This is a genomic window from Aegicerativicinus sediminis, assembly GCF_015476115.1.
GTDB classification, from domain to species: Bacteria; Bacteroidota; Bacteroidia; order Flavobacteriales; family Flavobacteriaceae; genus Aegicerativicinus; species Aegicerativicinus sediminis.
Genome location: NZ_CP064295.1, coordinates 1775583 through 1793791, shown reverse-complemented (window position 1 = coordinate 1793791; position 18209 = coordinate 1775583). Strand labels below are relative to the sequence as shown.

Genomic DNA, 18209 nt, shown 5'->3' with positions numbered 1-18209 from the left:
CCTCAATTGGTTTAAAAATTTGTTTCATTTTTTTAATGCAATCCGTAATTCAACTTTTGCAATTAGCACAAAATGAATGCAATAGCCAAATAATTGAAATCTAATAGTTATCTTGTAGTACAACTACTAACTTTAACATGTCTGTTCAATCACCCTTAGGCGCCTTTCTCCAATGGGAAAAGGAAAATCCTGATTTAATTTTATTCCACCAACCCCTTCATGGAGGCAAAAGAAAAACATATACCCGTTCTCAAGCTGGAGATGAAATAAGGAGGGTAGCTAAGTCATTGAGGCAACTCGATTTGCCTCCTAAAAGTAAGGTGGCGATATTGTCCAAAAATTGTGCACATTGGATTATGGCCGATCTCGCTATCATGATGGCAGGTCATATATCTGTACCTATTTATCCCACTTTAGACGCCGATTCAATTCGTCAAATTTTAGACCACAGTGAGTCTTCCTCCATATTTCTCGGGAAACTTGATGATTATCCATCCCAAAAGGTTGGAATACCAGAGATAAATAAAATCGGATTCAATTGCTATGGTATGGATGATGGAACTTCTTGGGATGAATTGGTAGCAAACAACCAACCCTTGACTTCCTATGCAGACCAAAACCCCGATGACTTAATTTCAATTCTTTATACCTCTGGAACTACGGGTACCCCAAAGGGCGTAATGCATACTGTACAAAATTTCACTATAGTTCCTCAAACCTACCCTAAGAAACTTAGCGTCCCTGACAATCCACGCTTCTTTTCTTACCTACCTCTAGCACATGTAGCAGAGCGAGTTGGTATAGAAATGAATGGTTTGTTTAGAGGATCCACTTTTTATTTTGCAGAATCTATTGAAACCTTTGCACTTGATCTTGAGAAGGTTCAACCTCACATGTTTTTTGCAGTTCCGCGTATTTGGGCAAAATTTCAAGAAGCCATTTTAAAAAAGATACCCCAGAAAAAATTAAATCTTCTTACGAGTATCCCAATTGTCAATTTGCTTGTCAGAAAAAAGTTAAAGAAAAAACTGGGACTTTCCACAGCTACATTTATTGCCTCTGGTGCAGCCCCTATTTCCGTCGAACTAATTCATTGGTTTAGGAAAATTGGTGTAAATATCAACCAAGTTTACGGAATGACCGAAGACTGTATTTTATCACATTATAATTTTCCTGCCGAAAACAGAATAGGATCGGTTGGTAAGGCCTTACCTGGAGTAACAGGAAAAATATCTGAGGAGGGAGAAATCTGCATAAAAAATGAGGTTCTCATGAAGGGTTACTATAAAAACCCTGATCTAACAAAGGAAATGTTTGATAGCGAAGGATTTCTTAAAACTGGTGATATTGGCGAATATGATAAGGATGGATACCTTTTCATAACTGGGCGCATAAAAGACCAGTTTAAAACAGATAAAGGGAAATACATTTCTCCTGCACCTATTGAATTGCAACTATTGAAAAATGAAAATATAGAATTATGCTGTGTAGTAGGTATGGGAATCCCCCAGCCTATAGCTCTTTGCGTTTTGTCTGAAGATGGTATAGCTAAAGACCACCAAACACTAATTGAAAGTCTTAAAACAACGCTTGTAACAGTCAATAAAAAGCTTAAAAAAGTGGAGAAATTATCAAAGATGGTTATCATGAAGGCTGACTGGTCGGTAGATAATGGTCTGTTAACTCCCACTTTAAAAACTAAGCGAAATCAAATCGAAAAAATCCATATGCCCAACTATAAAAATTGGTTTAACCAAGAGGGAGAGGTAGTATTTGAATAGGAGACCGATTTACTGTCAAAATTAAGCTCTGACTGAAAAAATCTATCGTATTTTTATAGTTAATTGCTTAACTTAATTATGAAAACCATCTTTTCCAAAATCTCAGTATTTCTATTTATTTCCAGTTTAGTTTTCCACCAAGCATTTGGTCAGGAGGCCATATTTTCAAACCAAGATATCACCTCTCCCGAAATTCATGACGATAAATCAGTTACTTTCAGGTTTTTTGCCCCAACGGCAGATTCTGTTAAGGTTACAGGCGATTTTTTGCCAACTATAAAGAAGGAAACTCAATGGGGAATGGTAGACGCTCCGACCCATGCGGATTTAACCAAAGACAAGAATGGGTTGTGGAGTTTTACTTCCGATCCATTGATGCCAGAATTATATAACTACTCATTTATTGTTGATGGAGTTTCAAATACAGACCCTAATAATCCTTTTTTAATTAGAGATGTGGCTTCAGTTACCAATATATTCATTGTCGGTGGCAAACAAGCAGATTTATATAAGGTGAATGACGTTCCCCACGGAACCGTTTCACGCATTTGGTATAATTCCCCCGGACTTAAGATGGATAGGCGATTAACGGTTTACACCCCACCAAATTATGAATCGAATAAAACTACCACATATCCAGTGCTTTATTTATTACATGGAGCCGGTGGAGATGAGGAAGCTTGGATAGAATTAGGAAGAACCTCCCAAATTATGGATAATCTCATCGCTCAAGGAAAAGCGAAGCCGATGATTGTGGTTATGCCCAATGCCAATATTATACAAGATGCGGCACCGGGTCAAGGTAATAAGGGATATTATAAACCCCAATTTATGGTACCCGGCAGCATGAATGGAACTTACGAAGAAACTTTTATGGATATCATATCTTTTGTTGAGAGTAACTATCGCGTTAAAAAACAAAAAGAATTCCGTGCAATTGCAGGTCTTTCTATGGGTGGGTTCCATTCGCTTCACATTTCGAGATATTTTCCTAATACTTTTGACTATATCGGATTGTTTTCTGCGGCCATTATGCCGCGAGACGGTTCTGAATCTAAAGTTTATTCCAATTTCGAGGAAAGCTTAAATACTCAAAAAACAAATGGCTATAAACTGTACTGGATTGCAATAGGCAAAACCGATTTTTTATATGACGCCAATATGGAGTTTATAAAACTTTTAGATTCCATAGAAATGCCTTACGAATATATGGAGTCTGAAGGAGGACATATTTGGCGAAATTGGCGAATTTATTTGTCTCAGTTTGTACCGAGATTATTTTAAACTGTCTCTATAAAATTGAATAGTATTCACAGAGAATATAGAGATTATCAAAATTTAATTCATATTTCTTGAGTTTAGAAAAAATGGCTACAAAACACTCTCAAAATATTGATGCAACTTTTGGAATCTATCATGATTTAACTATTGATGTTACTCCAGAAAAATTGTTCACAGCGATTGCACAACCTGAACACCTAATAAATTGGTGGCCAAAAAAATGCCAAGGCAACCCTGCATTAGGGTCTCAATACAATTTCTTTTTTTCACCAGAATACAATTGGTTTGGAGAAGTCGTGAAGTTTGATGTGAACAAAAGCTTCCATATAAAAATGACCAAATCGGACGTTGATTGGGATCCTACCACTTTTGGGTTTGAAATAAGGGAAGAGAAAGGCAAATCAGTACTACAATTCACACATTTGAATTGGAAAGAACGCAATTCCCATTTTAGGATTGCATCCTTTTGTTGGGCAATGTTACTCAAAGGGCTTAAAGATTATGTTGAAAAGGGAATTATTCTTCCTTTTGAAGAAAGAAGTTAAACAACCCATTCCTATAATATTTCCAAGCCTGTTTAAACTGTTAACAGCATGGCCATGCCGTAAGATTGACGCAAAAAAGGGATGCAAGCTTACTAATAGAAACTTCTAAATCAATTAATCTTTTTACTACCTTGACATAAAATCAATGGATAACATCAACTTCACATACATCAAATGAAACTGAAATTCGCCATCATCATATTATTATTGTCTTTCACCAACAATTATGGCCAAGAAAATGAAAATCCTATCGAGTTTTCAACCTTAGACAGCACTATTGATATTTTATATTCAGTTATATCAGGAGATAAGGGAGTGGAGCGCAACAAGGAATTGTTCATGTCGATGTTTCATCCCGAAGCTAAGTTAATTGCAACCACAACCAAAGACATGGCCAAGGCTTTATATTTTTCACCCGAGGATTTCAGCGCTAGGAATTTTGATCGTATGAAAGAAATTGGATTTTATGAAAGAGAAATTTACCGAGTGGAAGAAAGTTTTGGCAATATTGCTCATATTTGGAGCACCTACGAAAAAGACATCAATGGTAATCGCAGCAGAGGGATTAATAGCTTACAGTTAATGTTTGATGGGGCACGATGGTGGATTGTAAATTTATTTTGGCAGGATGAAACTGGAAGCAATCCACTACCGGAAAAGTATTTACCCAAGGATTAAAACAAAAGACATTCAAGAATATCTTTTACTCTTAAATATTGTAACGCTGCTTAGAAATTCATGCTATTTAAAGGAATAACTAAGTCACTTTTTCCCTTTATAAATTATAACTTATCTTTATAAAATGTCATAGATATTTCCCTTTCAAGTTGGCAGCTCTTACCACCAACTTTAATCTACCAGAATGATATTCACCGCTTATAGTTTTAGGGAATTTTAACCAACTAAAGTTTTTAAAATGGAAGAATCAACACCATCTGAACCAAACCCTTCAAAAATAATGCAAATAGGCATGGGCTTTTGGGCTTCAAAAACCTTGCTCACGGCCGTGAATATGGAATTATTCACCCACCTAGCAAAAGGCCCATTGTCAGCAAAGGATATACAGGATAAATTAGGTCTACACGAAAGGTCTGTCTACGATTTTCTTGACACCTTGGTTGCCTTAGGATTTTTAAAAAGAACTGGATTGAAGGAAAGCTCAATCTACAGTAATTCAGAAGACTCGAATTTGTTTTTAGATAAAGACAAACCTAGTTATATAGGGGGTATTTTGGAAATGTCCAACAATAGGCTGTATCCCTTTTGGAATGATTTAGAAACTTGTTTAAAAACCGGTCAACCACAAAACGAAACCAAAAATGGCGGTGCACCACTATTCGAGGCAATTTATGCGAATGAAGATCGGTTAAGAGAATTTATTCATGGAATGGGCGGTGTTCAAGCTGGGAATTTCATGAAACTAGCTCATGATTTTGATTTTTCTAAATATAAAACTCTATGCGATGTGGGCGGTTCAGGAGGCAATCTTTCAATCCATGTTGCAAAGAACAATAGCCATATGAAATGTATTTCGTTTGATTTACCAGCTGTTTCCCCAATTGCCCAAGCAAACATCGACCGTTTTGGATTCGGTGACAGAATTGAAGTTCGTTCAGGTGATTTTTTCGAAGACGATTTGCCAAATGCCGATATTATAACTATGGGAAACATTCTTCATGATTGGAGCCTAGAAGACAAAAAAATGCTTATAAAAAAAGCGTATAACTCATTGCCAGATGGAGGTGCCTTCATTGTCGTTGAAAACATCATAGATAACGAAAGAAACAAAAACGCCTTCGGTTTAATGATGTCCTTAAATATGGCTATAGAAACGGATGGCGGATTTGATTTCACGGCTGCCGATTTTGAAAAGTGGGCAAAAGAAGCTGGCTTTTCCAAAATTGATGTAATGCCTTTGGCAGGACCTTCCAGCGCAGCTATCGCCATTAAGTGAGATCTGATATAATTTGTATTTTTAAAAGAGATTTAAAGTGTTTTAAATCAATGTCTTAATATGAAGTTTATTGCCCAAGTCTACATTCTTTTTATGGTCTTGATAGGATGTAAAGATCAAAATTCCAAGGTAGGAATAATAAAAAGTGAACTAGAAACCGGAAAAATAGAAAAGGTAACTGTTTCCATCACTGAAAACTCATTTGAAGCTCCTGAAAATGTACCAGCCGGCTATGTAGACATTTCATTAGTCAACCAAACAAATGAAATACATTCTGCCCATCTTATTAAACTGGAGGATGGATATTCTACCCAACAATTGATTAAGGCATATGTTGATTCTAGCAGAACCGGGGGAGCTCGACCAAGTTGGATGATCCACCGAGGGGGTGTTATTTCAGAAAACGGAAAGGCCAATGTAACTTTATTACTTGAGCCTGGAAACTATACTTGGGTTTGCGTTATGGGCTCAGATACTGAGCCTCATTTTGCAGGAATAGAACATAAAGGTGTAGTTGTTTCTGGGAGGGTTGATGACCAAATAGAATTACCAAAACCAGATGTCACTATAGTTATGACTGATGAAAACCATCAGCTTAATTCTAAAATTAAATCTGGCAGCCAGGCCATTGATGTGGTTAATTCAGGTTCGAAATACCATTTAGCCGCAATTTCCAAATTAAATCCTGGTGCTACCCAAAAAGATGTTATTAATTGGTTTAGCACCTTTGCAGGGCCACCTCCAGCAAAGGGAGTCGGAGTAACCTCAGCAATTGGCCAAGGATTATCGGTAAGATTAAACCTAAATTTTGAACCAGGAAGTTATGTCCTTTATTGCATGGCCAATGCCGAAGGTACATATCATATATTGGAAGGAGCAATTTCTACCTTTACCGTAGAATGATTTTCCTTAATTTCGATTATAAATATCGAGAAGCAAAGCATTTGATAACCCTATAGAATTTAATAATCTATTATGATAGAAGGAATTTTAAATATCGTCTATGGCTTAATTGCCTCAGCAGTATTTGTTGGATTAGGTTATCTATACGGACGTTATAAAGAACGTAAGAAAAAGGGGCAACCGTTAGAAAATTATCCCTTTTACCCATTTTCCTTGGATGACAAAAAAATGTTGCAGTTCGATTTTGATTTATTTAATGAAGGGGTGGCTCATCTCCTGAAAAAAAGAGATTATCAGGCAGGTCCACAACTAATCTTAATAGGTGAACAGAACAATATCCGTCATGTTTATAAGCCCTCACAACTTAAAAATTATGAAAAGCTTTATAAAATTTATAATGGCGATCAGGTATTAGACGAATCCTTACAGTTTTTAGAAAACTACAAGCGTATTGTTCGCCTAATAGGCGATAGTTTCCCCGACTGTGGCATCGAAATATTGCTACATAATCTAAGTAACCCATCCAAAGCTTTATACCATATTAAAAACAATGTTACAGGTAGAAATGTGGAAGCTCCCGCAACTAATTTGGTGATGGATTTAAAGCGAAGAGATACGAATAAGGAGGACAAACTTAATTACGAACTCAATATAGGTTCCCGACGATTTAAGTGCACCACCATCCCTATTTATAAAGATAAAATGGGTATAGTGGGTGCTATTTGCATCAATGTTGACTATAATTTTTTGAATGAGGAAGTGCGGAACAATCCAAAGTTAATCGATAAATTTTTAGATACCCTCTGCAAGGTTGACATGAAGTTAGATGAAAATATTCTAAGCAAGAACGAATATGAAAAAGCCTTAAAAGGAAAACGCCATTTTAGGGATGTTAGTGAACACCTTTAATCTAACCAATTCATTTTCATTTAATTAAAACTTCCTTAAAAAATAAAGCACTACCTTTTGTGTAAATTCTAATTTTAAGGAATATGAAATTTAAAATCTATTGTATTGCATTACTTATTAGTTGCTTATCATTAACAACAGTTAGCGCTCAATCTCAAGATGAAATCAAGCTTATAGAAAAAGAGGTGATGGAGGTAGCAAAAAATTGGACATCCGCTTGGAATGGTAAAATAGATGCTGATAAAATGATGGCGCTTTATCACCCCGATATGAAATATTTTTGGAGAGGTACATATCCACCGGGTAATTATGTAGGATTTAAAAAATTTTTAATGGAAAACTTTTCTCAAACAGCCACTTATGATATTTCTATTTCCAACCCCGATGTAACAGTAATAGACTATACCTCAGCCATTGTTTTTTTTCAATTTAACGATAAGAACGAGGATCCTTTTGGGAGCGGTGCAGCTACCCTAGTAATGACTAAAGACAATTCTGACTGGAAAGTTTTGTATGTGCACGAATCCTCTGTACAAGAGCAATAAAAAAGTCTGGATTTAGACCTTTTAAATTTTATCTTGCGTAGGTAAATTAATGCTAACCTATGTATCAATCATTCCATCTAAATTTTAGACATCTCGCTTTAGCCATTGCTACAACCATATGCATCACGTTTTCATCTTTTCCCCAAAATTTCCTACCCCCAGTTATGGAGTGGCATGGTAAAAGTGAAAACCTAGTTGTAAAAAATAACCATCCCTGGGTGACCCCTGCAGAATTGTCAAATTTTGAATCAACCCCTACTTACAAAGAAACTTTTGTATGGTTAGATAAACTTTGTGCCTCTTCCCCCCTATTAAATAAAATAAGTATCGGCACAAGTGCTGAAGGCAGGGAAATTTTTATGATTGTAGTTTCCAATGAGAATGATAAAAGTGCGGAGGGATTGAAAAAATCCTTAAAACCAATATTTCTAGCCCAAGCGGGAATACATTCAGGTGAGATCGATGGAAAGGATGCAGGGATGATGCTTCTTAGAGATATTGCCTTTGGAAATAAAAAATCATTACTAGACCAAGTGAACTTTTTATTTATTCCAATACTAAATGTTGACGGGCATGAAAATTCCTCTCCCTATAATAGACCAAACCAAAGAGGTCCAAAAAATATGGGGTGGCGAACCAACGCTTTAAACCTCAACCTTAATCGTGATTATACAAAACTAGACACAGAAGGGATTAGGGCTGTATTAGGCGTGATCAATGAATATGATCCTTTGCTTTATATGGATATTCATGTAACGGATGGTGCTGACTATCAATACGACATCACATTTAGTGGATCTGATGTTGTTGGCAATTCCCCAAATATTGCCAAGTGGTTGGGGAATACATTTAAGCCAAATTCTGATGCTAGTCTTGAAACTGCCGGACACATTCCAGGTCCTTTACTATTTGCAGCAAACAATAGGGATTTTAGCGCAGGTAATATGGTGTACGGATTCGGTCCGCGTTTTTCACATAGTTATGGTAATTTAAGGCACTTGGCTACCATTTTGGTAGAAAATCATTCTCTAAAGCCTTACAGACAGCGTGTATTAGGAACTTATGTCTTGCTTGAAAATACGTTGAAGCTCCTCTCAAAAGAAGGGAATAATCTTAGAAATGCAACCGAGTTGGACAAAAACTTGAGGCAGTCTTCTTTACCGACCTCCTATTTAATTCCCCAAATGAAAAAACGGGCAGATTTTGACTCAGCAAAAGACCTTAATACAGCTTCAACAATTACACCTCCAGATTCGTTATTGTTTTTAGGCATCAGCTCTAAATTAACAACTTCAGCCGTCACAAATTCCGACTATATTGAATGGCTTGCCAAACCAGAAACAAAAACGATTGCGAATTTTAAGGCAACTGAACCTTCAGATTTCATCTCAAGACCAAAAGGTTATTATATTCCTGCAAGTTATAGTGAAGTTATTGAACGATTAAAAATTCACGGCATCCAAATGGAAATTATTACAGAACCAAAAGAATTAGAGGTTGAGATGTACCGTATTGAAGATGCAGAATTTGGAAAGACTCCCTATGAAGGACATATGACGGTTAGTGGCAAACCTGTGACAATTAAGAAAAAACAATTGTTTCCACAAGGATCAGCCTACATTTCTACCGATCAGCCCTTGGGTGATTTAGCTGTTCACTTATTAGAACCAAGTGTTAGCGATTCATTTTTTAGCTGGGGGTTTTTTCTAAATATTTTTCAAAGAACAGAATATATGGAATCTTATGTTATAGAACCAATGGCTAAACAAATGCTCGAGGATTCTCCTGTATTGAAAAAAGAATATGAAGAGAAAATGAAAGACAGTTCTTTTGCCAAAAGACCGTATGCAATAATGAATTGGTTCTACAGCAAATCACCATATTATGACAGTCGGTACTTATTATATCCGGTAGGAAGGGTTAATTAATTAATTCTTTTATTAAATAATTTTATTAGGAAAACCTCCATTCTAAAAGACGGTCTATATTAAGTTTATAACGATAGCTGGTCACTTTGGATAAGAAATAAGTAAGGTTACTTATTGATTTTTGTTATTGTAATTTGTAGTTTATAACGCCACCCTTTCTACAGCATCATAAACTCCTTAACTTACTGTAAAACACAATGCAATGAAGCAACCAATTCTCATTTTGTTAATCTTTATCATTTCTTTAGTTTTTAGTTGTCCTAATGGCTTTAGCCAAACAAACAACAATTCTTCAACCGAATCTCGATATACCGGACCAATTATAGACATGCATCTCCATGCCTTTAAGGAGGGTGATCCAATGTTAGGACTTACCCATCCACCAACACTTAGAGGTCAAACTTTTAAAGGAAGTAAAAGCGCAAAGGAACTTCAAACTGAAATTTTAAAACGATTTGAAAAGTATAACATTAAAAAGGCGATTCTAACAAATGCAGATTTTTGGTATACCGATGTGCCTGAGACAATAATCAATGCAAAAACTAATAATCTAGACACCATACGGTTTCTTCATTCTCAAGGAAAATTAGGTGCAATTGCCGAAATGGCTCCTTACTATGCTGGTATTTTAGCGGATGCCCCCTCACAAGAACCCTATTTTGAATTAGCTGAGGAGTTACAGATTCCTGTTGGCTTTCATATTTTACCTTGCGGACCAAATAATGGAATACACCTTATGCCAGAAATGTTGGGGGGGAATGCGTGTTAATAATGCAAGCCCCACACAATTGGAACCAGTATTGGCTAAATTCCCTAAATTAAAATTATATATTATGCATGGTGGATGGCCCTATGTGGAGGATGTAAAAGCACTTCTATACGCCCATGCAAATGTATACGTAGATATCGCTGTTATAAATTGGATATTACCAAAAGAGGAGCTTTATAGTTATATCAAATCCTTAATCACAGCCGGCTTTGGTGATAGAATTATGTTTGGCACGGACCAAATGGTTTGGCCCGACACTATTGATGTCGCCATTGAAACGGTAAATTCTGCAGAATTTTTAACCCAAAAACAAAAAAAGCTGATATTTTTTACAATAACGCGGCGAGATTTTTGGGCTTAGGCAATTAATAATTCCTAACCAGTAATTTAAGTGATGGGAAGAAAAAGAGACAGCTATTTTTTGATTACGGCATGGATGTTTCTAATTGTTGTAATAATTGGATTTTCTAAAGGGTTTTTCTTTCGACCCATTTATAAAGAAACGTCAATTCCATCCTATTTAGTAATTCATGGGGCTTTAATGGTTATATGGTATGTGGCCTATGTTTACCAATCTCATTTAGTTTATAAAGGCAACATTATTAATCATCGAAGATTTGGGACCTTTTGATTCTTATTTGCACTAATCATTACCATGGCTAACCTAAACGTAATATTGGAAATCTCTTCAGAAACTATGAATGGTGAAAAATCTTATTACGATGTCATTAGGACTTTTGAAAATACTGGCGGACTGGTCGTAGGCAATCTGTACCTAACCCTAAGCGGTTTAGCCTTTTTGGCAATTGGGTATTATAAAAGAAACAAACCCTACGTCCATAAAAGAGCAATGTTCGGTGTGTCTGGACTTTTATTAAATCCTGCCTTTGACCGTTTTATTGACCCATTAGGACTACAGGATATTCACCCACTTTTGAAATTTACCGTAATTTATTTATTCCCAATTTCATTGATTATATATGATATTGTTAAGAGAAAAAAGCCATATAAAATCTCGGTCGTAATTTTAATTGTTTTTCTTTTAACATTACCGATCATATTTTCATTACTCAATGCTGGTTGGGGTGAAAAATTAATACGCTTTTTCGGTTAATTTTGAAATCATAATATTCCATTAGATGTCTAAAAATTAGATTAATTTAATTTCAATAATCATTCCAGTTAAAAAGAGAAGAATAACTTGTTAGCTTTTTTGATGGGAGCAGTTTATAAAACATACGAAACGGAACGCCTATTTCTAAAACCAACCGATTTGGATGATGCTGAATTCATCCAAAAATTAATGAATACCCCTAAATGGTTGAAATATATTGGGGATAGAAATATTCATAGTGTGGAAGATGCAGAAAATTACATCCAAAATAGAATGTTGACCCAGTTAGAGCGACTTGGTTATTCAAATTATACACTAATAACTAAAACAGAAGGTTATAAAATTGGTACCTGTGGATTATACGAACGCGAAGGAAAGGAAGGCATTGATATAGGTTTTGCATTTCTCCCTCCTTTCGAAAAGTTGGGATATGCCTTTGAAGCAGCAAGCAAGTTAAGAGATATAGCCTTTAATGAACTTGGTATCAAGGAAATTCAAGCATATACCCTAAAAGACAATATCTCATCTCAACAGCTATTAGAAAAACTTGGCTTAGAATGCATAGGAACCACTAACCTGCCAAATGATCCTGAAGAATTGCTCCATTACCGAATAATCTTGAGATAATTCCTAATAAATCTTCTTTAAATTGAAAGCATTTCAAAAATGTTGCATTTGATAGCACAGCACAGAAATTAAACCATTTTGGAGTATTTCTTAGGAATTAAGATGCATAGCTATTAAATTTATAAAGATTACAATTGGATGAAATCCACCACTACATTATGGCCAACCCTTTTAATGACCTTAAAAAGAAACAGATATGGCGATCCCTAGTGGCATATCCTGCCGCGGCATTTGTCATTCTACAGGCAGTGGACTTTTTTATTGTTAATTACGATCTAAACCCTAAACTTTTAACTCTTACCTTAATTTTACTCATCGGTGGTTTTTTTATTTCATTTACATGGAATTGGAATCATGGTGAAAAAGGAATTCAAGAATTTTCGAGAAAAGAGCTTCTTCTTTATGGCGCTCTAATTGCTTCAACACTTCTTGGCGGAAGTTATTACTGGTTCAAAACACCATATATAACCGAAAATTCAAACTCATTATTATCAGTAGCTTCAAATAGATTGGCTGTATTGCCTTTTGAAAATAAGTCTTCCGACTCTTCCCTATTATACCTTTCAGAGGGTATTCCAGAGAATTTTATTAATCGCCTATCTCGAACCACCAATTTTAAGGTATTATCCCGGAACTCAACCTTTATTTTAGAAGAATTCGAAAGAACAAGCGATTGGGTAAAGGTTAATTTAAATGCTGATTTAGTATTAACAGGTAAAATTGAGAATTCCAAGGATGGATTGGTTATAAGTTGCGATCTTATCAATACCCAAGACCACACTCAAATATGGGGAGATAAGGCTATTTTTGAAAATGGGGATGTTAACAGCTTAGAGGACAAAATGATGGCATCGTTGCTAAACAGATTGCCTAATCAAAGCACTATTACAGAAAAATCTGAAACTAATGATGCTAGCAGTATTCCGGAAGCACAGTCTCATTATATGAAAGGCAGAGTTTTAAGCTATGGTTCTACTATTGAAAAATCTGAATTGGCATTAGAGCATTTTAGAAAAGCAATTGAAATTGACCCAAAATTTGCGGCGGCCTATGTCGCAATTGCAAACGAAAAAATTATTCAAGCCATTTTTTCAACCGCTAAACGCGATGAAATTTTTAATGAGGCACGACTTGCTGTACAGACTGCTTTGGCTTATAATCCTAACTCAGCTGGAGCCTATGATGTAGATGGCGCAATTAAATTTTATGGCAATTTCGATTGGGAAGGAGCCGAAAATTCATATAGAAAATCTATTGAACTAAATCCCTATAACGCCAATGCTTATATCCGATATTCCGCTCTTCTCGCAGCAATGAAGAAATATGACATGGCAATTGAGATGGCCGATAAGGCTATTTCCTTAGACCCTATTTCTATCTCAAGCCTTCATAATTTAGGTTGGGTTCACCTTATTGCCAGAAATTTTAAAAAATCAGAGGAAGCATTCAATGAAGCCCTCACCTTGCATCCCACATGGGCATGGGGCTATGTTAAAAGAGGATATGCTCAATTGTTCCAAAATAAGTGCGATGAGGCACAAGAAGGTGCAACCAAAGCGAAGGAATTAGTCGGAAATTGGGGATCTGAACTAATAGAGTCTGCAATAATATTCATTCACGGACAATGTGGAAATGAAACTAAAACAAACGCCTTAACCAAAGAATTTTTTAAGCATGTTAATGACACAAATTATAAAGATCCGTTTGCAGTTTTTAGCGTTTATAATACAAATGACGAAATTGAAAAAGCCTTAGATTGGGCAGAGTTGTGTGTTAAAGAAAAAGCTGTTGGCTCTTATTTATTTAATATAGATGTTTTTTATTCCAAGCATTTATTGAACCATCCAAGATTTATAGAATTACGTAAAGAGATGAATTTTTAAATAGCCCAAATAAGCAACTCCGATATCTTTTAAAACATTAATTCACCACCTAACTTTTTATGAAACACCTTCTCTTTTTCCTATCCACAATTTGCTGTTTCTCACAATCGCAACTTAAGGAAACCCAACTTAAAGAAGATTATGAAATATTAAAAACAATCATTTCAGAAGTCTCACCTGCTCTTACCGCAGACGATAAGATTAATTTAATAAACTACTTCAATAGCCATGAAAGTGAGTTGCAGGACAAAGAAATGAGCAGCATTGAGTTCTTCCGGTTTCTAATTGAATTAAAAGCCAATACCAAAACGGATGAGCATGGGTCTCTTACCCTATCCGCAGATGTTATGAAGGAAATATTAACCCAAAGCAATGTGTTATTCCCAATTCCTATTTTAATAATCGACGATAAATTGGTAGTGAATCACGAAAAGTTGCCTTTACCCTATGGTTCAATCATTCATGAAATTAATGATCGTAAAGTCGGGGAACTTTTAGATGAAATGCTGAATAGGAAGGATGCCTTCACCCTGAGGAATCTTGAACCATCGTTTGATGCGCTTTACTTAATTAAGTATGGAAGTGCCGAAACGTTTAAGATACTTTATACACCACCAAATTCACGCATAATTGAAACTATTTGGGTAGAGGCCATAGATGTAAAAAGCAGGGAAACCTTACATAGAAACGCAATATATCCTTTAGATCGGGAGAGTTTATCCAATTTGCTTAACACAAAATATTTTGAAGAAAAAGACACCTATTATGTTCAATTAAATTCGTTCAATGCAAAAACCGACTCAGATAATTTTTACAAAGAATTCGACGATGTGTTCACCGAACTTTTCAAGGACATAAAAAAGAAAGACCCCAAGAATGTTATAATCGACTTAAGGTATAATGGTGGTGGACGCATGATTATCCCGGCGTTATTTTATTCATACCTGGCAGCCAAACCTTTTAATGAAACTATACATCTAAAAATTCCAGATTTTCAATTACCGTATAAGGAATACATCAAAACTATCGAGGGAAGAGAAGTTGATGATTCAGCTATAACCCAGATAATAGAGGATTTTAAAAAGCCTTTTACCAAAATAGATGACCATTACGAACATAGGTTCATTGACAGCTTTAAGATGAAGCCTAATAAAAGGGCCTATAATGGTAACGTTTATCTATTAATTGGTGGGAAAACCTTTTCGGCTGCCTCACATTTCACGGCACTTTTTAAAAGTGAAAACCGGGGGAAATTAGTAGGGGAGCAATTGGGAGGTTCTCACAAAACAATTACGGCTGGATTACAAGTACAATATGAACTCCCTAATTCTAAATTGCTGTTGGGTATGCCACTGGGAGTATTGGAATTTTCTGAAGCCGTAACTAATATTCCTGGCACAAAAATAGAACCAGACATACCTATTTCAGAAGAAACAAAATATCGCTACTTTCTTCAAAAGGAAGATTGGGATTTGCAGGAAGTATTGAAGTTAATCGATTAGACATTGTTTCAACAGAGTTGATTAAATTGACATCCTTTTTTAAACGTTTTAATATGTTCAAAGCTTCTATAATCCCTATTACAGCCCTAACGTTCTTTCAGAATATTCTATTAATAGCACAGCCTAAGGATGTGTTATGGTATGACAAACCCGCCGAATTTTTTGAAGAAACACTGGTATTAGGAAATGGGAAGATTGGAGCCTCCGTATTTGGTGGCGTAGATTCAGATAAAATTTATCTCAATGACATAACCTTTTGGTCTGGAGAACCAGTAAATCCAGACAATAACCCAACAGCCAGCTCTTACATACCCTTGATTAGGGAAGCATTAAAAAATGAAAATTATAAGTTAGCGGATTCTTTAAACCGTTATGTGCAGGGTGAATTTTCGGAGTCATATATGCCATTAGGGACATTATTTATTAAAAACAATAATGAGGAAGGATATAGTAATTATCGACGGGAATTAGATTTAAAAAACGCTATTTCCACAGTTACATACACCCAAAATGGAATAGATTACAAAAGAGAATATTTTGTATCCCATCCAGATAGCATCATGGTTATTCGTTTATCAAGTGACCAACCTAATTCCATCAATTGTAGTCTACGGTTTGATAGCCAAATGAAATACTCAATCTCAACTTCTGAAGAGGTTCTAAGAGCATCGGGTTATGCACCTTACCATGTAGAACCTAGTTATAGAGGAGATATGCCTGAAGCCATAAAGTTTGATTCCGAAAGAGGAACACGCTTCACTTCACTTTTCAAGGTTAAGCACACAGATGGGTTGTTAGAAACCGACGGCACTTCCTTAAACCTAACAAATGTAAGTGAGGCTATTATTTATGTGTCAATGGAAACAAGCTTCAATGGTTTCGATAAAAATCCTGTCACTGAAGGAAAAGACCATCATAAAATTGGGTTACGAAATCTAGATCATGCATTTAATCAAACTTTTGATGAATTAAAATCTCGACATACTGAGGACTACCAAATATTATTTAACAGAGTTCAACTAGATTTCGGAGAGAGTTTAGCCCAAGACTTACCCACCAACGAACGACTTCTAAGGTATAGCGATTATGATCTGGAGGATAAAAATCTAGAGATTTTATATTTTCAATATGGTCGTTATTTACTTATTGCATCTTCTAGAACTCTGGGAGTACCAGCCAATCTCCAAGGCATCTGGAACCCCTATATACGTCCCCCTTGGAGCAGTAATTACACCTTAAATATTAATGCTGAAGAAAACTATTGGATGGCAGAAACAGCCAACCTCTCTGAACTCCATCAACCTCTTTTAAGCTTTATAAAAAACATGTCTGAAACTGGAAGTGTTACAGCAAAAACCTATTACAATTGCGGAGGCTGGGCCAGTGGTCATAATTCAGATATTTGGGCCATGACTAATCCTGTTGGAGATTTTGGGAAGGGAGATCCTAGTTGGGCAAATTGGAATATGGGTGGGGTATGGATGGCAACCCATTTATGGGAGCATTATTCATTTAACTTAGATACTGAATTCCTGAAAGAAGAGGCCTATCCATTGATGAAGGGCGCTGTACAATTTTGTTTGGATTGGATGATAAAAGACCGTTATGGAAATTGGATAACTTCGCCTTCAACCTCGCCTGAAAATATTTATATAACTCCCGATGGATATCGAGGGGCTACCATGTACGGAAGCACCTCAGATATAGCTATGATTCGTGAGCTAATCAATAATTTCATATATGCCTCTAAGGAATTAAATGTCCACGATTCGTTGGTGAAAAAAGTTGAAGCGGTTAATCAAGAATTATTGCCCTATAAAATTGGAGCTAGAGGTAACCTACAAGAATGGTATTATGATTGGGAGGATCAAGATCCAAAACACAGACACCAATCCCAGTTATTTGGTTTGTATCCAGGTCACCAAATCACACCAATCAACACACCAAAATTAGCGGAGGCTGCGCGCACCACCTTAGAAATTAAGGGTGATGAAACCACAGGTTGGTCTAAGGGTTGGCGCATTAATTTATGGGCGCGTTTATTAGATGGCAATAGGGCATATAAAATGTACAGGGAACTACTAAAATATGTGGATCCAGATGCTTCAGATGGGATACATAAAGGCCATGGGGGCACCTACCCTAACCTTTTTGATGCACATCCTCCATTTCAAATCGATGGGAATTTTGGAGGTTCAGCTGCTGTTATAGAAATGTTATTGCAATCTTCTATGAATGAGATATACCTGTTGCCTGCACTACCAGATGCATGGGATGAAGGTAGGGTGAGCGGAATAAGGGCAAGAGGCGGTTTTGAAATTTCGATGGAATGGAAAAATCATAAACTTGTTTCCACTGAAATAATAGCAAAAAAAGCACGCGAGACAAAACTGATTTACAACGGTATAACTCAACATATTAAACTTGGAGATGGTGAGCACATGACAATAACATGGTAAATCATTATT

At 36.0% G+C, this 18209-nt stretch carries 17 protein-coding genes; all 17 read left to right on the top strand.

The window, feature by feature from the left end; all coding sequences use genetic code 11:
* Nucleotides 1–137: 137 nt before the first annotated feature.
* The 17 genes from ISU00_RS07645 (at nucleotide 138) to ISU00_RS07565 (ending at nucleotide 18200) form a co-directional block, all read left to right on the top strand.
* The gene (locus tag ISU00_RS07645) at nucleotides 138–1781 is read left to right on the top strand and encodes an AMP-binding protein (protein WP_228853465.1); all 1644 of its coding nucleotides are present in this window, start codon (nucleotides 138–140) and stop codon (nucleotides 1779–1781) included.
* A gap of 78 nt (nucleotides 1782–1859) precedes the next feature.
* Entirely contained in the window at nucleotides 1860–3065 is a 1206-nt protein-coding gene (locus ISU00_RS07640; RefSeq protein WP_228853464.1) for an esterase, read from the top strand.
* 68 nt (nucleotides 3066–3133) lie between these two features.
* Nucleotides 3134–3607 (top strand): SRPBCC family protein, encoded by a 474-nt coding sequence (locus tag ISU00_RS07635; protein WP_228853463.1) that lies wholly within the window; start codon nucleotides 3134–3136, stop codon nucleotides 3605–3607.
* A gap of 174 nt (nucleotides 3608–3781) precedes the next feature.
* Entirely contained in the window at nucleotides 3782–4285 is a 504-nt protein-coding gene (locus tag ISU00_RS07630) for a hypothetical protein (protein ID WP_228853462.1), read from the top strand.
* A 238-nt stretch (nucleotides 4286–4523) separates the two neighbouring features.
* A complete protein-coding gene (locus ISU00_RS07625) occupies nucleotides 4524–5561 on the top strand; it encodes an acetylserotonin O-methyltransferase (RefSeq protein WP_228853461.1) in 1038 nt (345 codons plus the stop codon).
* Between the two features lie 60 nt (nucleotides 5562–5621).
* Nucleotides 5622–6464: a hypothetical protein gene (locus tag ISU00_RS07620; RefSeq protein WP_228853460.1), complete on the top strand. Its 843-nt coding sequence runs from the start codon at nucleotides 5622–5624 to the stop codon at nucleotides 6462–6464.
* 72 nt (nucleotides 6465–6536) lie between these two features.
* The gene (locus ISU00_RS07615; RefSeq protein WP_228853459.1) at nucleotides 6537–7373 is read left to right on the top strand and encodes a PAS domain-containing protein; all 837 of its coding nucleotides are present in this window, start codon (nucleotides 6537–6539) and stop codon (nucleotides 7371–7373) included.
* Between the two features lie 83 nt (nucleotides 7374–7456).
* The gene (locus ISU00_RS07610; protein WP_228853458.1) at nucleotides 7457–7918 is read left to right on the top strand and encodes a nuclear transport factor 2 family protein; all 462 of its coding nucleotides are present in this window, start codon (nucleotides 7457–7459) and stop codon (nucleotides 7916–7918) included.
* 59 nt (nucleotides 7919–7977) lie between these two features.
* Nucleotides 7978–9846 carry a M14 family metallopeptidase gene (locus ISU00_RS07605; RefSeq protein WP_228853457.1) on the top strand — a complete coding sequence of 623 codons (1869 nt, stop codon included), beginning with the start codon at nucleotides 7978–7980 and terminating at the stop codon, nucleotides 9844–9846.
* Between the two features lie 202 nt (nucleotides 9847–10048).
* On the top strand, nucleotides 10049–10615 hold the full coding sequence (locus ISU00_RS07600; protein ID WP_228853456.1) for an amidohydrolase family protein: 567 nt from the start codon (nucleotides 10049–10051) through the stop codon (nucleotides 10613–10615).
* The gene (locus ISU00_RS07595) at nucleotides 10605–10976 is read left to right on the top strand and encodes an amidohydrolase family protein (RefSeq protein ID WP_228853455.1); all 372 of its coding nucleotides are present in this window, start codon (nucleotides 10605–10607) and stop codon (nucleotides 10974–10976) included. The genes ISU00_RS07600 and ISU00_RS07595 overlap by 11 nt, the downstream gene beginning before the upstream one ends.
* A 33-nt stretch (nucleotides 10977–11009) precedes the next feature.
* Entirely contained in the window at nucleotides 11010–11246 is a 237-nt protein-coding gene (locus ISU00_RS07590) for a hypothetical protein (protein WP_228853454.1), read from the top strand.
* A gap of 24 nt (nucleotides 11247–11270) precedes the next feature.
* The gene (locus tag ISU00_RS07585) at nucleotides 11271–11729 is read left to right on the top strand and encodes a hypothetical protein (protein WP_228853453.1); all 459 of its coding nucleotides are present in this window, start codon (nucleotides 11271–11273) and stop codon (nucleotides 11727–11729) included.
* An 87-nt stretch (nucleotides 11730–11816) separates the two neighbouring features.
* Complete coding sequence (locus ISU00_RS07580; protein ID WP_228853452.1) at nucleotides 11817–12356, top strand: GNAT family N-acetyltransferase; 540 nt, start codon at nucleotides 11817–11819, stop codon at nucleotides 12354–12356.
* A gap of 158 nt (nucleotides 12357–12514) precedes the next feature.
* A complete protein-coding gene (locus ISU00_RS07575; protein WP_228853451.1) occupies nucleotides 12515–14239 on the top strand; it encodes a tetratricopeptide repeat protein in 1725 nt (574 codons plus the stop codon).
* Nucleotides 14240–14298: 59 nt separating this feature from the next.
* A complete protein-coding gene (locus tag ISU00_RS07570) occupies nucleotides 14299–15741 on the top strand; it encodes a S41 family peptidase (protein WP_228853450.1) in 1443 nt (480 codons plus the stop codon).
* A 53-nt stretch (nucleotides 15742–15794) separates the two neighbouring features.
* Complete coding sequence (locus tag ISU00_RS07565; RefSeq protein ID WP_228853449.1) at nucleotides 15795–18200, top strand: glycoside hydrolase family 95 protein; 2406 nt, start codon at nucleotides 15795–15797, stop codon at nucleotides 18198–18200.
* Nucleotides 18201–18209 lie beyond the last annotated feature (9 nt).